Source organism: Roseateles sp. PN1 (assembly GCF_038419725.1).
In the GTDB taxonomy this organism is placed as follows: Bacteria; Pseudomonadota; Gammaproteobacteria; order Burkholderiales; family Burkholderiaceae_C; genus Paucibacter_A.
This window is the reverse complement of sequence record NZ_JBCARA010000007.1, coordinates 156,723-175,933: the sequence shown is the minus strand read 5'-3', so window position 1 is coordinate 175,933 and position 19,211 is coordinate 156,723. Positions and strand designations below refer to the sequence as shown.

At 63.2% G+C, this 19,211-nt stretch carries 19 protein-coding genes, 2 tRNA genes and 1 riboswitch; of the genes, 15 read left to right on the top strand and 6 right to left on the bottom strand.

The genetic code is table 11. The features are described 5' to 3' along the window. Positions 1 to 74: 74 nt before the first annotated feature. Positions 75 to 152, bottom strand: a tRNA-Ile gene (locus AABB87_RS12990). A gap of 64 nt (positions 153 to 216) precedes the next feature. After that, positions 217 to 1,236 carry a heat-inducible transcriptional repressor HrcA gene (hrcA, locus tag AABB87_RS12985; RefSeq protein WP_058718630.1) on the bottom strand — a complete coding sequence of 340 codons (1,020 nt, stop codon included), beginning with the start codon at positions 1,234 to 1,236 and terminating at the stop codon, positions 217 to 219. 90 nt (positions 1,237 to 1,326) lie between these two features. Here hrcA and AABB87_RS12980 point away from each other — a divergent pair, with 90 nt between their 5' ends. The 3 genes from AABB87_RS12980 to rapZ all read left to right on the top strand — a co-directional run bounded on the left by AABB87_RS12980 (position 1,327) and on the right by rapZ (position 4,898). Continuing rightward, the gene (locus tag AABB87_RS12980) at positions 1,327 to 2,202 is read left to right on the top strand and encodes an NAD kinase (protein ID WP_058718629.1); all 876 of its coding nucleotides are present in this window, start codon (positions 1,327 to 1,329) and stop codon (positions 2,200 to 2,202) included. Positions 2,203 to 2,244: 42 nt separating this feature from the next. Further along, entirely contained in the window at positions 2,245 to 3,939 is a 1,695-nt protein-coding gene (gene recN, locus AABB87_RS12975) for a DNA repair protein RecN (RefSeq protein ID WP_341971625.1), read from the top strand. Between the two features lie 74 nt (positions 3,940 to 4,013). Next, positions 4,014 to 4,898, top strand: coding sequence for an RNase adapter RapZ (rapZ, locus tag AABB87_RS12970; RefSeq protein ID WP_058722012.1), 885 nt, complete (start codon positions 4,014 to 4,016; stop codon positions 4,896 to 4,898). Positions 4,899 to 4,937: 39 nt separating this feature from the next. Here the strand turns inward: rapZ and AABB87_RS12965 are convergent, their stop codons facing one another. From AABB87_RS12965 to mutM, 3 genes are read right to left on the bottom strand one after another with little or no spacing between them, the layout of a single operon-like run. After that, the gene (locus tag AABB87_RS12965; protein WP_058718627.1) at positions 4,938 to 5,240 is read right to left on the bottom strand and encodes a hypothetical protein; all 303 of its coding nucleotides are present in this window, start codon (positions 5,238 to 5,240) and stop codon (positions 4,938 to 4,940) included. Between the two features lie 26 nt (positions 5,241 to 5,266). Further along, entirely contained in the window at positions 5,267 to 6,313 is a 1,047-nt protein-coding gene (mutY, locus tag AABB87_RS12960) for an A/G-specific adenine glycosylase (protein WP_341971624.1), read from the bottom strand. Continuing rightward, on the bottom strand, positions 6,298 to 7,137 hold the full coding sequence (gene mutM, locus AABB87_RS12955; RefSeq protein WP_341971623.1) for a bifunctional DNA-formamidopyrimidine glycosylase/DNA-(apurinic or apyrimidinic site) lyase: 840 nt from the start codon (positions 7,135 to 7,137) through the stop codon (positions 6,298 to 6,300). Before mutM ends, mutY begins: the two co-directional genes overlap by 16 nt. A gap of 86 nt (positions 7,138 to 7,223) precedes the next feature. On the opposite strand from mutM, the gene AABB87_RS12950 reads away from it, so the two are divergent. The 7 genes from AABB87_RS12950 (at position 7,224) to AABB87_RS12920 (ending at position 13,570) form a co-directional block, all read left to right on the top strand. Next, positions 7,224 to 9,065: a tetratricopeptide repeat protein gene (locus AABB87_RS12950; protein WP_341971622.1), complete on the top strand. Its 1,842-nt coding sequence runs from the start codon at positions 7,224 to 7,226 to the stop codon at positions 9,063 to 9,065. Positions 9,066 to 9,094: 29 nt separating this feature from the next. Further along, positions 9,095 to 9,670 (top strand): outer membrane lipoprotein LolB, encoded by a 576-nt coding sequence (locus tag AABB87_RS12945; protein WP_341971621.1) that lies wholly within the window; start codon positions 9,095 to 9,097, stop codon positions 9,668 to 9,670. A 10-nt stretch (positions 9,671 to 9,680) separates the two neighbouring features. Next, positions 9,681 to 10,682, top strand: coding sequence for a 4-(cytidine 5'-diphospho)-2-C-methyl-D-erythritol kinase (gene ispE / locus AABB87_RS12940; RefSeq protein ID WP_341971620.1), 1,002 nt, complete (start codon positions 9,681 to 9,683; stop codon positions 10,680 to 10,682). Between the two features lie 54 nt (positions 10,683 to 10,736). Further along, positions 10,737 to 10,813: transfer RNA gene (locus AABB87_RS12935), tRNA-Gln, on the top strand. 126 nt (positions 10,814 to 10,939) lie between these two features. Beyond that, positions 10,940 to 11,902, top strand: a complete 963-nt coding sequence (locus AABB87_RS12930) for a ribose-phosphate pyrophosphokinase (RefSeq protein ID WP_058718621.1) — start codon at positions 10,940 to 10,942, stop codon at positions 11,900 to 11,902. Positions 11,903 to 12,020: 118 nt separating this feature from the next. Beyond that, positions 12,021 to 12,647, top strand: coding sequence for a 50S ribosomal protein L25/general stress protein Ctc (locus AABB87_RS12925; protein ID WP_058718620.1), 627 nt, complete (start codon positions 12,021 to 12,023; stop codon positions 12,645 to 12,647). A gap of 161 nt (positions 12,648 to 12,808) precedes the next feature. Then, on the top strand, positions 12,809 to 13,570 hold the full coding sequence (locus tag AABB87_RS12920) for a GGDEF domain-containing protein (protein WP_341971619.1): 762 nt from the start codon (positions 12,809 to 12,811) through the stop codon (positions 13,568 to 13,570). Between the two features lie 58 nt (positions 13,571 to 13,628). Here AABB87_RS12920 and AABB87_RS12915 read toward each other — a convergent pair whose 3' ends face one another. Beyond that, positions 13,629 to 13,985, bottom strand: a complete 357-nt coding sequence (locus AABB87_RS12915) for a DUF1304 domain-containing protein (protein ID WP_341971618.1) — start codon at positions 13,983 to 13,985, stop codon at positions 13,629 to 13,631. An 81-nt stretch (positions 13,986 to 14,066) separates the two neighbouring features. On the opposite strand from AABB87_RS12915, the gene pth reads away from it, so the two are divergent. The 5 genes from pth to AABB87_RS12890 all read left to right on the top strand — a co-directional run bounded on the left by pth (position 14,067) and on the right by AABB87_RS12890 (position 19,210). Further along, positions 14,067 to 14,792, top strand: a complete 726-nt coding sequence (gene pth, locus AABB87_RS12910) for an aminoacyl-tRNA hydrolase (protein WP_341971617.1) — start codon at positions 14,067 to 14,069, stop codon at positions 14,790 to 14,792. Next, on the top strand, positions 14,789 to 15,262 hold the full coding sequence (locus AABB87_RS12905; RefSeq protein WP_341971616.1) for a hypothetical protein: 474 nt from the start codon (positions 14,789 to 14,791) through the stop codon (positions 15,260 to 15,262). The genes pth and AABB87_RS12905 overlap by 4 nt, the downstream gene beginning before the upstream one ends. Continuing rightward, positions 15,259 to 15,513, top strand: a riboswitch (cobalamin riboswitch). Its footprint overlaps the gene before it by 4 nt. Before the next feature lie 91 nt (positions 15,514 to 15,604). After that, positions 15,605 to 17,539 carry a TonB-dependent receptor domain-containing protein gene (locus AABB87_RS12900; RefSeq protein WP_341971615.1) on the top strand — a complete coding sequence of 645 codons (1,935 nt, stop codon included), beginning with the start codon at positions 15,605 to 15,607 and terminating at the stop codon, positions 17,537 to 17,539. Between the two features lie 157 nt (positions 17,540 to 17,696). Then, entirely contained in the window at positions 17,697 to 18,278 is a 582-nt protein-coding gene (cobU, locus tag AABB87_RS12895) for a bifunctional adenosylcobinamide kinase/adenosylcobinamide-phosphate guanylyltransferase (RefSeq protein WP_341971614.1), read from the top strand. Positions 18,279 to 18,295: 17 nt separating this feature from the next. Beyond that, positions 18,296 to 19,210: an ABC transporter substrate-binding protein gene (locus AABB87_RS12890; RefSeq protein WP_341971613.1), complete on the top strand. Its 915-nt coding sequence runs from the start codon at positions 18,296 to 18,298 to the stop codon at positions 19,208 to 19,210. Position 19,211: the final 1 nt, after the last annotated feature.

Sequence of the window (19,211 nt, the reverse complement as noted above, 5' to 3'; positions counted from 1 at the left end):
CTAGCAATCGCATTCTTCTCGGCTTTGCCTGGTGGGATGCGCCGGCTAGTCAACGACCATGCCGAGAAGGAATTTGGTAGGCCGCCCGTGAGTCGAACACGGCACCAACAGATTATGAGTCTGCTGCTCTAACCATCATGAGCTAGCGGCCCCCGAGAGGGAAATGCACTCCGGCATTGCACCGGAAGGCGCGGATTGTATAGGCCCGGCGCCGGGCTATTTCTGCGACAGCGCCTGACTCATCATGCGCGAGGTGATGTCGACGATCTGGATCATGCGGTCATAAGCCATCCGGGTCGGGCCAATCACACCCAAGGTGCCGACGATGTGGCCGTCAATCTCATACGGCGCGGAAACGATGGACAACTCTTCAAAGGGCACGACCTGGCTCTCGCCGCCGATATAGATGCGCACACCCTCAGCGCGGCTGGACACATCCAGCAAGCGCATCAGCTGCGTCTTTTGCTCAAACATATCGAACAAGCGCCGCAAGCTGCCCATATCGTTGCCGAAGTCTTGCACGGTGAGCAAATTGCGCTCGCCGGCAATGACCACGCGCTCTTGCTCCTCGGCCATGGCGTCGGTGCCGGCTTGCACGGCCGCGCTCATCAAGGCGGCGATTTCACCGCGCAACGCGTCGACTTCGGACTTCAAGCGCTCCCGCACACCTTCCAGGCTCAAACCCGCATAGCCATTGTTCAGGCGGTTGCTGGCCTCGGCCAGTTCGGACTGGCTCAGGTCTTGCGCCGTGAAGATGACACGGTTCTGCACATCGCCGTCGGGCGAGACCATGATCACCAAGACCCGCCGCTCGCCCAAGCGCAGGAATTCGATGTGGTGGAAGACGCTGGGCTTGCGCGGCGCCGTCACCACGCCGACGAAATTCGACAAATTGGACAGCAAGGCCGCCGCATTGGCGATGACGCGCTGCGGTTGATCGGGCGCCAAATGCGGCTCAATCGGCCGCGCATCGGCCCCGAGCAGCGCGGTCTGCGTGGTCAACATGGTGTCAACAAACAGGCGATAGCCGCGCGAGGTGGGGATGCGCCCGGCACTGGTGTGCGGGCTGGCGATCAGCCCTAAGTCTTCCAGGTCGGCCATCACATTGCGGATGGTGGCCGGGCTCAACTCCAGGCCGGAGGCTTTGGAAAGCGTGCGCGAGCCCACGGGCTGACCGTCAGCGATATAACGTTCAACCAGGGTTTTCAGCAGGGATTTGGATCGCTCGTCGAGCATGTGCGCATTGTAGGGACAGGCGCGAACGCCAAGGGCTCAAGGCCCGGAACTCTCCATGAAACAACAAGGGCCTGTGGTGTAATTCTCGCCATGGCCAAACCGTTCCAACATGTGGCAATTGTGGGCAAGCATCAAGCCCGGGGTATCCGCCCAATTCTTGAGGAAATTGCCGACTTTGTGATGCGGCAAGGCCTGGACGTTTCGCTTGAGCGCGACACCGCCCTGAACACCGGCATCACCAACTTCGACGCCAAATCGAACGAGGAGTTGGGTCAGCAATGCGACCTGGCCATCGTTGTCGGTGGCGACGGCACCATGCTGGGCTTTGCCCGCGAGATGGCCCGCTACGGCGTGCCGCTGGTGGGCATCAACCAGGGCCGGCTGGGTTTCATCACCGATATTTCCATCGAACATTACCAAGAGGCGCTAACGCCCATCTTGGCGGGAGACTTCGAAACCGAGAAGCGCCCCATGCTCGAAGGCGCCGTCTGGCGCGACGAGCGCAGCATTTTTGAAGGCTTTGCGCTCAACGATGTGGTGGTGAGCCGCGGCGCCACTGCCAGCATGGTGGAGCTGCGCGTTGATGTGGGCGATGAGTTCGTGGCCAATATGCGGGCGGACGGCATCATCGTCGCCTCGCCCACCGGCAGCACCGCCTATGCGCTATCCGCCGGCGGGCCGATTCTGCACCCCTCCATCGCGGGCTGGCTGCTGGTGCCGATTGCCTCGCACACCTTGTCGAACCGGCCCATCGTCTTGCCCGATACCGGCGAGGTGCGCATGGAAATCGTGGCCGGCCGCGACGCCAGTGTGAACTTCGATATGCAAAGCCTGGCCAGCCTGCTGCACGGCGACCGCATCACCGTGCGCCGCTCGACCCACCAGGTTTGTTTTTTGCACCCCAAGGGCTGGAGTTATTACGCCACGCTGCGCCGCAAGCTGCGCTGGTATGAGGGAGTGAGTTGAAATGACTGCGGCCTGTTCTTTGCCGATGCTGAGGATGCAACTATGTTGAGGCGCATGAGCCTGCGGGACTTTGTCATCGTTCCCGAGCTGGAGCTGGATTTCGCTAACGGTTTTTCGGTGTTGACCGGCGAGACCGGCGCGGGCAAGTCGATTCTGATCGACGCCCTGCAGCTGGCTCTGGGCAGCCGCGGCGACGCCGGTGTGGTGCGCGAGGGCGCAGCCCGTGCCGACATCACGGCCGAGTTCGACCGCCCCGCCCACCTCACCAGCTGGCTGGATGAGGCCGGCTTCGAGCATGAATCCGGCACGCTGCTGCTGCGCCGTGTCATTGACGCCCAAGGCAAGAGCCGCGCCTGGATCAACGGCAGCCCCGCCACCGTGACGCAGCTGCGCGAGCTGGCCGACAGCCTGCTGGACATTCACGGCCAACATGCCTGGCAAGGTCTGACCCGCCCGGCCGCCGTGCGCGCCCTGCTGGATGATTACGCCGGCCTCGACTTGGCGCCGCTGACGGCCGCCTTCGCCGCCTTCAAGCAAGCCAGCGATGCGCTGGCCCATGCCCAGTCCGACCAAGCCGATTTGCTGCGCGAGCGCGAGCGCCTGGCCTGGCAGATCGGCGAGATTGATCGCCTGGCGCCCGGCGCCGACGAATGGGACGAGCTCAACGCCGAGCATCAAAAGCTCTCGCATGCGCAGTCGCTGATGGACGCCGCGCGCGGCGCGCTGAACGAGCTCAGCGAAGCCGAGCCCAGCGCCGAGAGCATGCTCAGCACCGCCCTCGATCAACTCGAAAAAGTGCTGGACTTTGATGCCAGCCTGCTGCCCGCCGTTGAAGCCTTGCGCGGCGCGCAAACGCAGATGCAAGACGCCAGCCACACGCTCAGCGCCTATTTGCACAGCACCGAGCTGGAACCCGGCCGCATGCAGGAGCTGGACGAGCGCGTTTCCGCCTGGCTGACCCTGGCGCGCCGCTACCGCCGCCCGCCGCAGGAGTTGGCTGCCTTGCACGCCCAGTGGCGCGGCGAGTTGCAAGCGCTGGACGCTGCCAGTGATCTGGAGTCACTGGAAAAGCAGTTGGCGCTTGCCAAGCAGCAGTTCAGCGCTGAAGCCAAGAAGGTGTCGGCCACGCGCCGCTCGGCCGCGCCCAAGCTGGCTGCCGCCGTCACCCAAGCCATGCAGCAGCTGGGCATGAACGGTGGGGTGTTCGAGATTCAATTGCTGAGCCAAGATCAACCGCAGAGCTTTGGCCTGGAGTCGGCCGAATTTCTGGTGGCCGGCCACGCCGGCAGCGCCGCGCGCCCGCTGGCCAAAGTGGCCTCGGGCGGCGAGCTGTCGCGCATCGCACTGGCCATCGCTGTCACGGCCAGCCAGCAGCAACAAGCCGGCGTGGGCACGCTGATCTTTGACGAAATTGATGCGGGGGTCGGCGGCGCGGTTGCAGAAACGGTGGGCCGCCTGATGAAGCAGCTGGGGCGCGAGCGCCAGGTCTTGGCGGTGACTCACCTGCCCCAAGTCGCCGCCTGTGCCGACCAGCATCTGGTGGTGGCCAAAAGCTTGCACGGCGGCCAGACCTGCAGCGAGGTGCGCCCGGTCAGCGGCGAAGCGCGAACTGCCGAGATCGCCCGCATGCTGGGTGGCGAGCGACTGTCGTCCACCAGCTTGGCACACGCCCAGGAAATGCTGGACCTCTCCGGCCTGCCCACGGCCGGCGCTAAACACAAGAAGGCCAAGTCATGAGCAGCAGCACCGAGAACGACGCCCCTACGCCGGACTCAGCACTGGCCAGCAATCGCAGCACCGCAGAAGCGCCCATGCAAAGCGATGTGGTGCTGGTCACCGGCATGTCGGGCGGCGGCAAATCGGTGGTGATGCATGCACTGGAAGATGCCGGCTTTTTCTGCGTCGACAACCTGCCGGCCGAGCTGCTGCTGGAATTCCTGAGCCTGGAAAAGCTGCGCGGCAAGCGCCATGTGGCGATTGCGGTGGACGTGCGCAGCGTCGGCTCCCTGCCCTTGCTGCTGCCGCTGATCAAAAAGCTGCGCGCCGAAGGCGTACCGGTGCGCTCGATCTTTCTGGACGCCAATACCGAGGCTTTGATGCGGCGCTTCTCCGAGACGCGCCGCCCGCACCCACTGCGCCAAGACCTGGGCCAACAGTTGCAGACCGAAGGCGAAGATCAGCACCGCGCCTTGCTGGACGCCATCACGCTGGAGCGCGAACTGCTCAGCGCCCTGCGGGTGGAATCTACGGTGCTGGACACCTCCCAGCTGCGCCCAGCCCAACTGCGCGCCTGGGTGCGCGACTTGGTGGTGGTGGACGGCACCACGTTGACGCTGGTGTTCCAGTCTTTCGCTTTCAAGCATGGCGTGCCCAGCGATGCCGACCTGGTGTTCGACGTGCGCGTGCTGCCCAACCCCTATTACGACCGCGAGCTGCGGCCGCTGAACGGGCGCGACGCACCGGTAGCTGACTATTTGTCAGCCCAGCCCGAGGTGGACTTGATGATGGGCCAGATCTCCGGCTTCCTGGCCACTTGGTTGCCCAGCTATGCCGCTGATCAGCGCAGTTATCTGACGGTGGCGATTGGCTGCACCGGGGGCCAGCATCGCTCGGTCTTCTTGGTCGAGGCGCTGGCGCGCAAATTCGCCAGCCACGGCCAGGTGCTCAAACGCCACCGGGAGCTGGACGCGCGCTGAGCGCAGTGATTGCCTGCGCGAGCCCGCAGGCGCGAGGGCTCAAGCCTGCTGAGGCTTGTCCTCAGAGAACAGAATAGCCAGCAGCACCGCACTGCCAACAGGCACAAAGATCACCACAAAAGGCAGCCATAGCAGCAGCGAGCGGCCGCTGCGCTTGAGCACCACGGCCATAAACGCCCAATGCGCCGCCAGGCAAATGGCCAGCCCGACGGCCAGCAAGACGATGCGCGCCGCAGGCGGCTCGTCCAGATTGGCGGCCGAGACCAGAAACCACAGGCAGCAGCCAGCGGCAAACAAGGCCACCAGTGCCGATTCGATCGTGGTTTTAACAGCGCTATTCATCAAAGCCCCAAGCTGCCAACGAGGTGTCAGCCAATTAGTTTCTTCAGCGGCGCCGGCAAGGCGTATTCAGCCAGGCGCTCGCGAGCGACCCATTCTCCGTCGAATTGGCCAGAGTCCGGCCGGGCGCGCAATTCAGCACGCTGGGTATGCAAAGTCCAGTCGAAATGGGTCAGCACATGCTTGATGCCCGGCATAGGCTCCAGCGGCGTGGCCAGCGCGCTGGCCGCTTGCTGCAGCGCCGCCTCATCGTCATACATGGGCAAGCTCCACAGCCCCGCCCACACGCCGGTGGCCGGGCGCTGGCTCAGCAAGACCTGACCCTCATGCTCCAGCCACAGCCACCAGTTCTCGCGCCGGCTGCGCTTCAATTTCTTGGTCTTGATCGGGAAACGCGTGGGCTCGCCTTGCGCGCGGCCGGCGCACAACTCACTCACCGGGCACAGCAGGCATTGCGGCGAGCGAGCGGTGCACACACCTGAGCCCAGATCCATCAAGCCCTGGGTATATGCCGTCATTTGATCGGCCGTCATCTGATCGCCCTGCGCAGGCAGCAACTCGGTGGCCAGCAGCCAGAGCTTTTTCTCCTCTGCCGCACTGGCCATATCGCCCTCGAAAGCCAGCAAGCGGGTCAACACGCGTTTGACATTGCCGTCCAGAATCGCCACCCGCTCGCCAAAGCAAAAAGCCGCAATGGCGGCCGCGGTCGAGCGGCCGATGCCGGGCAATTCCTGCAAAGCCGCAGCCGTGCCCGGGAACTGCCCCGCGTGCTGGCTGGCTACGGCTTGAGCGCAAGCGTGCAGATTGCGTGCCCGGCTGTAATAGCCCAAGCCCGCCCACAGCGCCAAAACCTCGTCCAGCGTGGCAGCGCCAAGGTCAAGCACCGTGGGAAAACGCTCCAGAAAGCGCTGGTAGTAGCCCAGCACCGTCGTCACCTGGGTCTGCTGCAGCATGATCTCGGACAACCAGACGCGGTAAGGGTCACGGGTGTTCTGCCAAGGCAAGCTATTGCGGCCATGGCTGCGCTGCCAGGCCACCAGGCGGGGCGCGAAAAAATCGACTACTTCTTTTGGCATTTGGGGCAGAAAAAGGTGGAGCGCTGGCCCTGCACGATGCGGCGCACCGGGGTGTCGCAGCGCAAGCAGGGCAGGCCTTCGCGGCCATAGACGCTGGCCTGCATCTGAAAACTGCCGGCCACGCCGTGCGCATCTTTGAAGTCGCGCAAGGTGGTACCGCCGGCCTCCAGCGCCTGGGCCAGCACGCCGCGCACAGCCTGCGCCAAGCGCTCGGCCCGCGGCCGACTGACTTTGGAAGCGGCCAGCCGAGGGTCAATGCCGGCCAAAAACAGGGATTCACAGGCGTAGATATTGCCGGCGCCCACAACGATATCGCCCGCCAGCAGGGCCGACTTCACCGCCACCCGGCGCCCGCTCAAGCCCGCACGCAGGTACTCACCGGTGAAGCGCGGGTCAAAAGGCTCAAGCCCTAAGCCGGCCAGCAGCTTGGCGGCCGGCGGCTGATCGAAAGCTGGCGACCAGACCACGGCGCCAAAGCGACGCGGATCATTCAGACGCAGCAGGCCGCGGTCGGTATAGAGGTCGAAATGGTCATGCGGGCCCGGTGCGCTTGGCGTACTTTGCGGCGCGGCGCTGAAGGCCAGCGAGCCCGACATGCCCAGGTGCAGCAGCAAGCCGCCCTCCGCCACCGGCGCAGAAACCGGCAGCCACAAATATTTACCTCGGCGGGTCACGGCGCCAACACGGCCGCCCACCAAGCTATCGGGCGCCAGCCCCAGCGGCCAACGCAGCGCTTTACCCAGGGCCACGCGGGTCACCGTAGCGCCTTCAATGGCTTGCGCAAAGCTGCGGCGGGTGACTTCGACTTCGGGGAGCTCGGGCATGCGGCCATCATATCGGGGCAGAATGAGGGGCAAAGCGAGTCCTTGCCCAGTCATCGCCCCGCAGCATCGTTCACGCAGGAGCTTTCATGCCCGAGTATTGCCGCCCAGGCGGTCTTTCTTCCTTTCCACGCAAGGCCAGCCTGGCCTTGTTGAGCGCCGGTTTGATGAGCTTGACGAGTTTGACCGCATGGGCTGCACCGGCCGCGCAGGCCAAACCAGCCGAACCCAAGCCCGCCGCAGCAAGCAACGCCGCCTCGGCCCCCCACAATTCGGAGCTGGACGCACCACTGTTCTACCAACTGCTGGTGGGCGAGATGGAATTGCGCAGCGGCCAGCCCGGCGTGGCCTACCAAGTGCTGCTGGACGCCGCCCGGCGCACCAGTGACGAGGAGCTGTTCAACCGCGTCGTCAGCATCGCCCTGCAAGCGCGCGCCGGTGATCAGGCCCTGCAAGCGGCCAAGGCCTGGCGCGACACCCTGCCCAAGTCTGCAGCCGCCCAGCAGATGACGCTGCAATTGCTGGCCGCGCTGAATCGCCCCAACGAAGCGCCCGAGCCCCTGCGCGCCCTGCTGGCACTCAGCCCGGTCGATCAGCGCAGTGGCGTGCTGCTCTCCATGCCCCGCTTGTTCCAGCGCGCGGCCGAGCCCAAGCGGGTCTTGGCTGCCTTGGACCCGGTGCTGGAATCAGCCGCCGCGCAAAAAGAGACCCGGCTTGCCGCACGGCTGACCCAAGCCCGGCTGAGCATTGCGGCCGGCGACACGGCGCGCGCGTTCAGCCTGAATAAAGACTTGGCCGCTGAATATCCAGACTCCGATGACGCCATGCAACTGGCGCTGGAGCTGATGGCAAGCCGCCCGGAGGCAGAAAGCTTGATCAAGGCGCGCTTGGCGGCCCAACCCAATAACCACGCCCTGCGCTTGGCTTATGGCCAGGCCTTGGTGCGGGCCCAGCGCGCGGCCGATGCGGCAAAAGAATTCCGCACCGTGACCCAGGCCGCGCCGCAAATCTCCACCGCCTGGTTTGGACTCGGCGCGCTTGAGTTGGACATGCGCCACCCCCAAGAGGCCGAAAACGCCCTGGGCGAATACCTGGCCCTGCTGGACAAGAACCCCACGCCATCCAACACGGCTCAGGCACAAAACCAGGAAGCGGCCGAGCGCGAAGCCCGCCAACAAGCTTGGCTGATGCTGGCCCAAGCCGCCGAAATGCGCGGCGACCTGCAATCCGCCGAAGCCTGGCTGATCAAGGTCGACAGCCCTGATCGCATGATGGAAGCGCAGTTCCGCCGTGCCTCCTTGCTGGCCCGCCAAGGCAAGATGAGCCAGGCCCGCGCCATCATTCAGACCCAGCCTGAAGACAGCCCGGAGAAACTGCGCAGCAAGCTGCTGGCCGAATCGCAACTGCTGCGCGAGGCGCATGACTGGCAAACCGCTTACGAGGTGCTGGCCAAAGCCAACGAGCGCATCCAAGGTGACGCCGACATGCTTTATGAGCAGTCCATGATGGCGGAGAAGCTCGGCCGTTTTGAAGAGATGGAACAACTGCTGCGCAAGGTCATCGCCACCAAGGCAGATCACTTCCATGCCTACAACGCGCTGGGTTACTCACTGGCCGAACGCAATATCCGCCTGGAAGAAGCGCGCGAACTGATCGCCAAGGCGCTCAGCTTTGTCCCCACCGAGCCCTTCATCCTCGACAGCATGGGCTGGGTCGAATTCCGCTTGGGCCGCAAGGCCGAGGCCTTGCGCTTGCTGCGTCAGTCCTATGCCGCGCGGCCCGACGCCGAGATCGCCGCCCACCTGGGCGAGGTACTGTGGGCCAATGATCAGCCCGAAGAAGCACGCCAGATCTGGCAAGAAGGCCTCAAGCGCGACCCCAAGAACGAAGCCTTGTTAGAAACACTCAAACGCCTGAAGGTTGCGCTGTGAAGTCTGTGAGGCAGTTTTCGCGCGCAGCAATGGCAACCCTGCTCGTCGCGGGTTTGAGTGGTGGTCTGATCGGCTGCGCCGGCCTACCCGCCAAGCCTGTGGTCGTCAGGGCAGAAGGCGATGTGCATCTGACCGGCCGACTCAGCATCCAGGTCAGCAGCAGTACGGCACGCCCCACCGGCGGCAATGTGGGCTTTGACCTCAGCGGCAACCCCGCCGCCGGGCAAATGGAGCTGAGTTCACCGCTGGGCAGCTTGGTGGCGCGCGCGACGTGGGGCGCCGGCGAAGTCAAGCTGCAAACTCCCGAGGGCGAGCGCCAATTCGCCGATCTGGATGAGCTGAGCCGCGAACTGCTGGGCGAAGCAATCCCTGTCGCCGCCTTGTTTGATTGGCTGCAAGGTCGGCCCTGGCCACAAGTAGCCAGTCGGCCGCTGGCGCAAGAACAGGCCGGCTTTGAACAACTGGGTTGGCGTATTGACCTCACGGGCTTTGACCTCGCCGGCAAGCAAGGCGTCATCATGGCGGCAAAAGGCGCCAACGGGAACTCCAGCGAGCCCATCGTCACGCTGCGCGCCCGCGTCGAACCCTCAAGCGCCACTCCCTGATCTCTTTCCCATGCACGCGATTTACGACGTCCCCGCTCCCGCCAAGCTCAATCTCTTTTTGCACGTTGTCGGCAAACGGCCCGACGGCTACCACCTGCTGCAATCGATCTTCGCCCTGATTGATTGGGCCGACACCCTGCACTTCGAACGCCGCAGCGACGGCCAACTGACGAGGCACGACGGCGCTGACGCCAGTGCGATCTTGCCCGCCGACGACCTGTGCCTGCGCGCGGCGCGTGCCCTGCAAGCGCAAAGCGGTTGCAACTATGGCGCCGACATCCATCTTGAAAAACGCATCCCTGCGGGCGCTGGCATGGGCGGGGGATCCTCCGACGCAGCCTCCACTTTGCTGGCTTTGAACCGTTTATGGGACCTTAACTGGCCTTTGGAAAAACTTTTTTCACTGGGTTTGAGCCTGGGCGCCGACGTGCCATTTTTTCTGGGCGGAAGGCACGCGTTTGTAGAAGGCATCGGGGAAATCCTGCATCCCATCGATTTGCCGCAGATGACTTTTGCGGTCCTCAAACCCGCTCAAAGCATCTCCACACAGCAAATATTTTCGAGCCCCCTCTTGGCAAGGTCGAATTCTGTGGCTATAGTAGCGGGCTTTCCTGCACACAACGAAGCGCAGCACACAAACGAGAAGAGTCAAGGCTCTTCTAGCGAGAATGCCAAGCCAGTTGAGTTGAACGAGCAAGGGATAGCGAGCTTTTTGAATGGCTTTGGTCGTAACGATCTACAAAAGCCGGCCGAAGCCCACTGCCCCGAAGTTGTTCAGGCACTGCAGATTCTTGAAGCCGAGTTTGGCAATAGCCGAATGACGGGATCGGGAAGCGCAGTATTTGCAAGGCTTAACGATGGGCTCAGGCCTGACGGTTTGCCGGCAAAGCAGACAGGAAAAAGCGGCACTTTATCTTCGGATAAAAATTCATGGTTAGATGGTTTACCCTCTAATTTTCATGCTAGAATTTGCCGCTGCTTAGATCGGCACCCACTTCACGGTTGGGCCTAAGCAAGATAAGACGCTGAAAGTTATGGGGTGCTGCAGCTCTGCAGTGTCCTGTGTAGGGGAGTCGCCAAGTTGGTTAAGGCATCGGATTTTGATTCCGACATGCGAAGGTTCGAATCCTTCTTCCCCTGCCAAATTTCTTCAGGAAGTCACAGCATTCGCAAGTGAATCCGTAGCCCGCTAATTTAACGTTACGGGCTTTTGTTTTTTCTACCCGGACACGCGGCTGACCACGGGTCCTTTTCCGTAAAGGATGGCTCGTGCTGCTCAATACCGTGCTCTTCACCGGTAATGCCAATCCGGTCCTCTCCCAAGAAATCGCCACGCATCTGGGCCTCGAGCTCGGCAAGGCGACTGTTGGCCGTTTCTCCGATGGCGAAGTCACCGTCGAGATTCAACAGAACGTGCGTGCACGTGATGTCTTCGTGGTCCAGCCCACTTGCGCGCCGACCAACGAAAACCTGATGGAACTGTTGATCATGGTTGATGCCCTGAAGCGCGCCAGCGCTCGCCGCATCACCGCCGTGATCCCCTACTACGGTTACGCCCGTCAAGATCGCCGCCCCCGCTCCACCCGCGTGCCGATCTCGGCCAAGGTGGTGGCCGACCTGCTGCAAAAGGTCGGCGTAGAACGCGTCCTGACCATGGACTTGCACGCTGACCAGATCCAAGGCTTCTTCGACATCCCGGTCGACAATATCTACGCCTCGCCGGTGCTGCTGTCGGATCTGAAGGCCCGCAACTATTCCAATCTGGTGGTGGTCAGCCCCGACGTTGGCGGTGTGGTGCGTGCGCGCGCCCTGGCCAAGCAGCTCGGTTGCGATCTGGCCATCATCGACAAGCGCCGCCCAGCCGCCAATGTGTCCGAAGTGATGCACGTCATCGGTGAAATCGATGGCCGCAACTGCGTCATCATGGACGACATGATCGACACCGCCGGCACCCTGGTGAAGGCCGCCGAAGTGCTGAAGGATCGTGGCGCCAAGAGCGTGTTCGCTTATTGCACCCACCCGATTCTGTCGGGCCCGGCGATTGAGCGCATCTCCAAGTCCATGCTGGACGAGGTCGTCATCACCAACACCATTCCTCTGAACGACGCAGCCAAGGCTTGCGGCAAGATTCGCCAGCTGTCGGTGGCCTTCTTGTTCGCAGAAACCATCCGCCGCATCTCGGACGGTGAGTCGGTGACCTCGCTGTTCAGCGAGCAGAACAACAATTTCTGATCAACGAGCCTGGGTGGCAACACCGAGGCTTGTTTTCCTTGTGGCCCGGTAGTTCAGGGCCGCTTTTACCGGAACAGCCTGGTCGCGGGCGTTCCATTCATCCTTTTTGGAGAACCATATGAAATTCGTCGCTTTTGAGCGCAATTTGCAGGGGACCGGAGCGAGCCGCCGCCTGCGCATTTCTGGCCGCGTGCCTGCCATCGTTTTCGGTGCCGGCGAGCCTGCCAACGTCGAACTGGACCACAACGCCCTGTTCCACGCGCTGAAGAAGGAAGCCTTCCACAGCACCATCCTCGAGATGGAACTGAACGGCACCGTGACGCAAGTTCTGCTGCGCGACTTCCAACTGCACCCCTACAAGCCGCAAGTTCTGCACGCTGACTTCCAGCGCGTTGACGGCACCACCAAGATCACCAAGAAGGTGCCTTTGCACTTCATCGGTGAAGAGACTTCGCCTGCCGTCAAGACCGACAGCTGCACCGTCAACCACGTGATCAACGAACTGCTGATCACCTGCTTGGCCCAGCAACTGCCCGAGTTCATCGAAGTGAACCTGAGCGGCCTGACCAAGGGTCACTCGGTGCACGTCAATGACCTGACTCTGCCCGCCGGCGTCAAGGTTGTGACTCACGGCAAGCCTAACCCCGTGGTTGCCACGCCGGTTGAGCCCGTCGCTGAAGAAGTGATCGTGGCCGTTGCCGCTCCTGCCGATGACGGCAAGGGCAAGAAAAAAGGCAAGAAGTAAATAAGTCTCGCTTTGGGCTCCTGAGCCCAGGTAAGTAGAAGGCCCTGCGATGCAGGGCCTTTTTTTATGGGCAAAAGTTCCTGGCCTGAGCGGCCTGTTTGCGGCCCAATTAGGGTTTGCGCTAGGTCCAAACTTTGCGCAGCGTCCCTCTACCCAGCCGCATGCCCTTCGCCCCTCTGTCTGCCAAACGGCGCTTCAAGCGCATGTGCGAACGCGAGCGTGTTGCACTGCTCGAATTGCTGCTCCTGCTGGTCAGCGTCGTCGCGCTGCATTTGCTCTTTGTACGTTACAACGTATTCGAACTCTTCAGCGCTTTCTCGGTCCAACATGAAGAATGGGAACTGGACGAATTGCTGCTGAGTTTCTCGGTGCTGCCCTGGCTTTTGGGCATCTTCGCTTGGCGGCGTTGGCGCGAATCCAGCCACAGATTCTGGCAATCACACACCGACGTCCTCACCGGTCTGCCCAATCGCCGCCGCGGCAAAGAAGTGCTTGCGCTGAACGTCTCGCGCGCGCAGCGCCATGGCCGCACTTTCAGCCTGCTGCTGCTGGACCTCGATCACTTCAAGGCCATCAATGACCGGCACGGCCATGACGAAGGCGACCATGTGCTGCAAATCGCAGCCCAGCAGCTACACAACAGCCTCCGCGATCTGGACACCGTAGTGCGCTGGGGTGGTGAAGAGTTTCTGGTGATCTGCGCCGACACCGATCTGGCGCAGGCCCTGAGTCTGGCTCAACGCCTGACGCTGGCCCTGCCCGCAGCCGTGCAAAGCCAAGGCCACCCCGTCACCACCAGCATCGGCGTGAGCGCCTGGCAGGCAGACGATCTTGACAGCGCTGAACCGGCACTCAAACGCGCCGACCTGGCGCTCTACGCCGCGAAACTGCAGGGCCGCAACCGCGCTCTCGCACAAGCCTAAACGAACTAGGCCTGACCGCTAGCTTCAGCGCCAGCGCGAGAGCTTCGCCCCCGCTCGCTCACAATTTCAACAAGACGGCCGCGATGGCCAACGCAGCCGGCACGGCCTGCACAAACAAGATCTTTTTGCCCACGGTGAGCGCGCCGTAAAGCCCCGCCACCAGCACGCAGCCCAGGAAGAACAATTGCACCGGCTGACCCGCGACTGCGCCGAGGCTCAGGCCCCAGATCAAACCCGCGACCAGAAAGCCGTTGTAAAGCCCTTGATTGGCCGCCAGCACTTTGGAGGCCGCGGCAAATTCGGGCGTGGTGCGGAAGACCTTGCGCCCCAGTGGCTTCTCCCACAGAAACATCTCCAGTACCACGATGTAGATGTGGATCAGAGCCACCAGTGCGAGCAGCAAATTAGCAATCATGCAAACGTCCTTCTATCGTCTTTCAAGCGCGGGCAGCCGGCCGTGGCGGCGGGCACAAGTCCGCAAGGATAATCCCACCCCATGATTCGACTCTTTGTTGGCCTCGGCAATCCGGGCACTGAATATGAAGACACCCGCCATAACGCGGGTTTCTGGTGGATTGACACCCTGGCGCGCAAGCTCGGCACCTCGCTGCAGGTGGAGCGCAATTACTACGGCCTGGTCGCACGGGTCAACACCGCGCCCGGCGCAGCCGGACCGATCTGGTTGCTGCAGCCCATGACCTATATGAACCTGTCCGGCAAGTCGGTGGCCGCACTGGCGCGGTTCTTCAAGATCGCACCGGAAGAAATCCTGGCCATCCACGATGAGCTGGATCTCTTGCCCGGCGAGATGAAGTTCAAGCAAGGCGGCGGCAATGGCGGCCACAACGGCTTGAAAGACATGCAGGCCCAGCTGGGCAGCGCCAATTTCTGGCGCTTGCGCCTCGGCATTGGTCACCCCGGCCATAAGGCTGAAGTGGCCAACTATGTGCTGCGCAAACCACCACTGGCCGAGCGCCAGGCGGTGGAAGACTGCATCGCGAAATCGCTTGATGCGGTGGACTTGCTGCTTAAGGGCGAGATGGACAAGGCACTGACCAAGATCCACGCCAAGCCGCCTCGGCCGAAGCCACCCAAGCCGCCCAAACCTGCTGAGGCCGCTGAGCTAGGAGTCACCCTCAAAGCTGCGGATGGCGCGCTTGAAACAAGCCCCCTCGCAAGCGCAGAATCAGGGCCTGCCCAGGATCACAAACCCAGCCCGTGAACCGCTTTGCCAGCCTCTTGCTCTGCCCGCTGCTAGCCCTGTTCGGGCTGGCACTGGGTCTGCAGCAAACGGCGCAGGCGCAAACCCAAATCAAGACCACCGGCCTCTATCGCTGCGGGCCGGAGGGACGCGAATTGCGCGACTCCCCCTGCCCCGGCAAGCCCGACACCGCGCCCTCCCCGCTGAGCTACGACCAGCCCCAGGCCGCGCAAACGCAAGCCGCCAAAGCACAGGCGCAACAACAAGCCCGGCAGGCCGACCAAATGGAGCAGGCCCGGCTGCGCCAGGAAGCCCAAGACTTGCAGCGCAATGCCAATCCAGCAGGCATTGATGGGCTCAAGGGCATCGCCCAAGCCGAGCCAACTGCCAGCGCGCCCAAGTCCGTTGCGCACAAGCATCCAGACAAGCGCAAGGCGCCAAAAGCGGGCAAGCCAGCCAAACCGGCGAAAACAGTGCCCGGCAGCAAGTAGAATCAAAGGCTGTTGGTGCTCGCACCGCCCTTCATGGCGGTGCAGTTAAACGGGAATCAGGAAGTTAAGCCGCCACGCGGCAAGACCAACCTGAGCTGTCCCCGCAACGGTAAGTGAACGAGGCATGCTTCGACAGATGCCTCAAGCCCTGGACTCAATCCACTGGCGCCGATTCTGCAAAGAAGAGGTGCTGGGAAGGACTCAGCGGTATGTTCACCAGCCCGGATACCGGCCAACAAGGTGATGGATCGCCGCAGCCATGTCTGCATCGATGCATCGATTTCAGTACGCGTAGCGGGTGAGTTGCGCGTCTGGCCCTTGCTGTGTTCCCTGTTTTCTTTCATGCAAACCACTTCTTTCCGGCCCTCGGCCCGCTTGGCGTTCGCCCCTGCCTGCCTGCGCCGTTTCGCGCCTCTGTCTCTGGCCACTGCTGCTGCGCTCTCTGGCCTGTCCGGCCAGGCCCTGGCCCAACAAGCCGGCCCCGGCCCCAACAAGCTTGACTCGGTGGTAGTGACCGCCTCGCGCACACCGCTACGCCTCGGTGATGTCAGCGCCGACCTGACCGTCATCACCCGCGCCGACATCGACCGCCAAGGCTTCGGCGACCTGGCAGATCTGCTGCGCAACGCCGGCTGCGTCGAGTTCACTCGCAACGGCAACCCGGCCTCGACCACCTCGGTCTTCCTGCGCGGCGCCGATTCACGCCACACCCTGGTGTTGATCGACGGCGTGCGCATGGACAGCCAAAGCACCGGCGGCGCGCCGTGGGAAACCATCCCGCTCTCGCAAGTCGAGCGCATCGAAGTGCTGAAAGGCCCGGCCAGCGCGCTCTACGGCTCCGACGCCGTCGGCGGTGTGGTGCAGATCTTCACCCGCAAGGGCGCCAAGAAGTTGGCCCTTGAGCTGAGCGGCGGCATTGGCAATTTGGGCACGGCCCGCCTGGGTGCCTCGGTGAGCGGCACGGCCGGCGTGTTCGACTACGCCCTCAATGTGGGCGGCGAGCGCAGCGACGGCTTCAACACCATCGCCAACCCAAAAAACAGCAACTACCACCCCGACATCGACGGCTGGAACAAGCACAACGCCAGCCTGCGCCTTGGCGCGCAGCTGAACACCGCGCATCGCCTGGAGCTGATGGCCTTGCAAAGCCATACCGACGGCCAGTACGACGCCTTCAAGTCCAAGGTCGATGACCATAGCCTGCAAGACACAAGCGCGGCACGCCTGAGCTGGCTCTCGACATGGAGCCAGGCCCTGCAAACGCGCCTCAGCGTGGCCCAGGCCAAGGCCGGTTACGAGACCCGCCCATCGCCCTACAAGACCGACACCCGGATTCGCACCGCCACCCTGGACGGTAGCTATCAGCTTGACGCACATCAGCAGATCAACTTCCTGGCCGAGCACAAGCAAGACCAGCTGGACAATAGCGGCCTGACCCAAGCCGCCACCGTGGGCAGCGCCGAGCGCACTCAAACCGGCTTGGCCCTGGGCTATTTGTGGACCGGCGCGGCCTTCGACGCCCAAGTCAACGCCCGCCACGACGACGACAGCCAGTTCGGCGGCGTCAACACCGGCACATTGGCCTTGGGCGTCAAGCTCAGCCCGGCCTGGCGCCTGGTTGGCTCGGTCGGCAATGCCTTCCGTGCGCCGACTCTGTACCAGAGCTTCAGCGACTACGGCCCCAAGCTGAGCATCCCTGGCGTCAAGGCGCTGGAGCCGGAGAAGGGCCGCAATGTGGAAGTCGGCATCAAGTTCGCCGCGGGTGATAGCGACGCCAGCGCCACCGTCTACCGCAACCACATCAACAATCTGATCGTCTACGGCGGCGCCGGCACCTGCAATAGCAGCTTTGGTTGCTATCAAAACGTCACCCGCGCCCAGCTCCAAGGCCTGAGCCTGGCCGCCAGCACCCAGCTGGTCGGCATCCAATGGCGCGCCAGCCTGGACCTGCAAGCGCCCAAGGACTTGGCCACCGGCAATATGCTGGCCCGCCGTGCCAGCAAGTTCGGCACGATCTCGGCGCAAACCCAGCTGGCTGGTTTCGACTTCGGCGCGGCGGTGTTTGCCTCCGGCCAACGCTTTGACGACGCCGCCAACAAACGCCCGCTGGGCGGCTATGCCTTGCTCAACCTCAACGCAGCCTATGCGCTGACGCGTGAGTTGAAAGTTCAGCTCAATCTGGACAATGCCTTCAGCAAGGACTACCAGACCGCGCTGGACTATGCGCAGGCGCCGCGCACCGTGTTCCTGGGCCTGCGTTACAGCCCGGCGCTCTGAGCCATGGCTAGTGTGGTGTTTCACACTGAGCGGGTCATAAAACCGCGCCTTCACTCCCGTGACGGCGTTGCAAATCCTCGCCATAGCTACGGCTATGGCTGCGGTTTGCGCCTTGCCACAAGAGCGAATCCATCGGTTTTCTTAAGCGCCACACAGCATGAAACACCACACTAGCAGCGGCCAACACCAGCTGATCGTCGGCGGCCAACGCAGCGGCAAGTCGCGCCATGCGGAAGCGCTGGCGCAAGACTGGCTGGCCGCTGCGCCCGAGCACCGCGTCATCGTGCTGGCCACGGCGCTGGCTTTTGATGCGGAGATGCAAGCCCGCATTCAGCGCCACCAGCAAGACCGCCCGGCCGGCTTCAGCACGCGGGAGGAGCCCCTGGCCCTGACCGCGGCTTTACAAGCTAACGCCGCGCCCGAGCGGCTCATTCTGGTGGATTGCCTGACCCTGTGGCTGACCAACTGGTTGATGCCCATGCAGGGCCAGGCGGACTTGCTCGGCTGGCAACAGGAACGGCAGGCCTTGCTTGAGGCCCTGCCCCAGCTGCCCGGCCGCATCATTTTTGTGTCCAACGAGGTCGGCTGGGGTGTCTCGCCGATGTCGAGTGAGGCACGTTTTTATGTCGATGAGCTGGGGCGCCTGAATCAGGAGGTGGCCGCGCGTTGCGCGCAGCTGACCCTGATGGTGGCGGGCCAGCCCTGGACCCGGCCGGTGGCGGCCCAGCGCGGCCAATGAGCCAAGGAATCAAAGCCATGAAATTGCGCCGCTTGAATTTTTTAATCGCCCTGCCTTTACTCGTATTCAGCCTGCTGAATACGAGCGCGCAAGCCCAAGCCACCGTCGCCATCAAAGACGACCAGGGCCAGACCACGCAGTGGAGTAAACCTCCACAGCGCATCGTCACCCTGCTGCCCTCGCTGACCGAAACGGTTTGCGAGCTGGGTGCCTGCGATCGCCTGGTGGGCGTGGACCGCTACTCGAACTACCCCGCCCAAGTGAACAAGCTGCCCAAGCTGGGCGGCTTGGACGATACCCAAGTCGAGACCATCGTGGCGCTGCGGCCCGATCTGGTGCTCGTGGCCCCCTCCTCGCGAGTCAGCGATCGCCTGCGCGGCCTGGGCCTGACCGTGGTGACGTTGGAAACCAAGTCCTACGCCGATGTGCAGCGCGTGCTCACCAAGCTGGGCCAATTGCTGCAGGTGGCGGACGCGCAAGCGATCTGGCGCCGCATTGACGCCAGCGTTGGCGCCGCCGCCCAAAGTATTCCGCCCCAGGCACGCGGCACCTTGGTGTACTACGAGGTGGACCGCTCGCCCTATGCCGCCGGCCCCAGCTCCTTCATGGGCGAGACCCTGGCCCGCCTGGGCGGGCGCAACATCATCACGCCAGAGATGGGCCCCTTTCCCAAGATCAGCCCCGAGTATGTGGTGCGCGCCAATCCGCAGCTCATCATGATTGGCCGGCGCAATCTGGACGGCCTGTATCAGCGCCCCGGCTGGGACCGCATCGGTGCCATCGCCAACAAGCGCGTCTGCGTCTTCGATGCCGAGCAAAGCGATGTGATGGCAAGACCTGGCCCACGCATGGGCGAGGCAGCGCAAATCATGGCGCGATGCCTACGTGAGTTCGCCCCGCAAACCAAAGCCGTGGCCACAGCCAAGCCCTGAG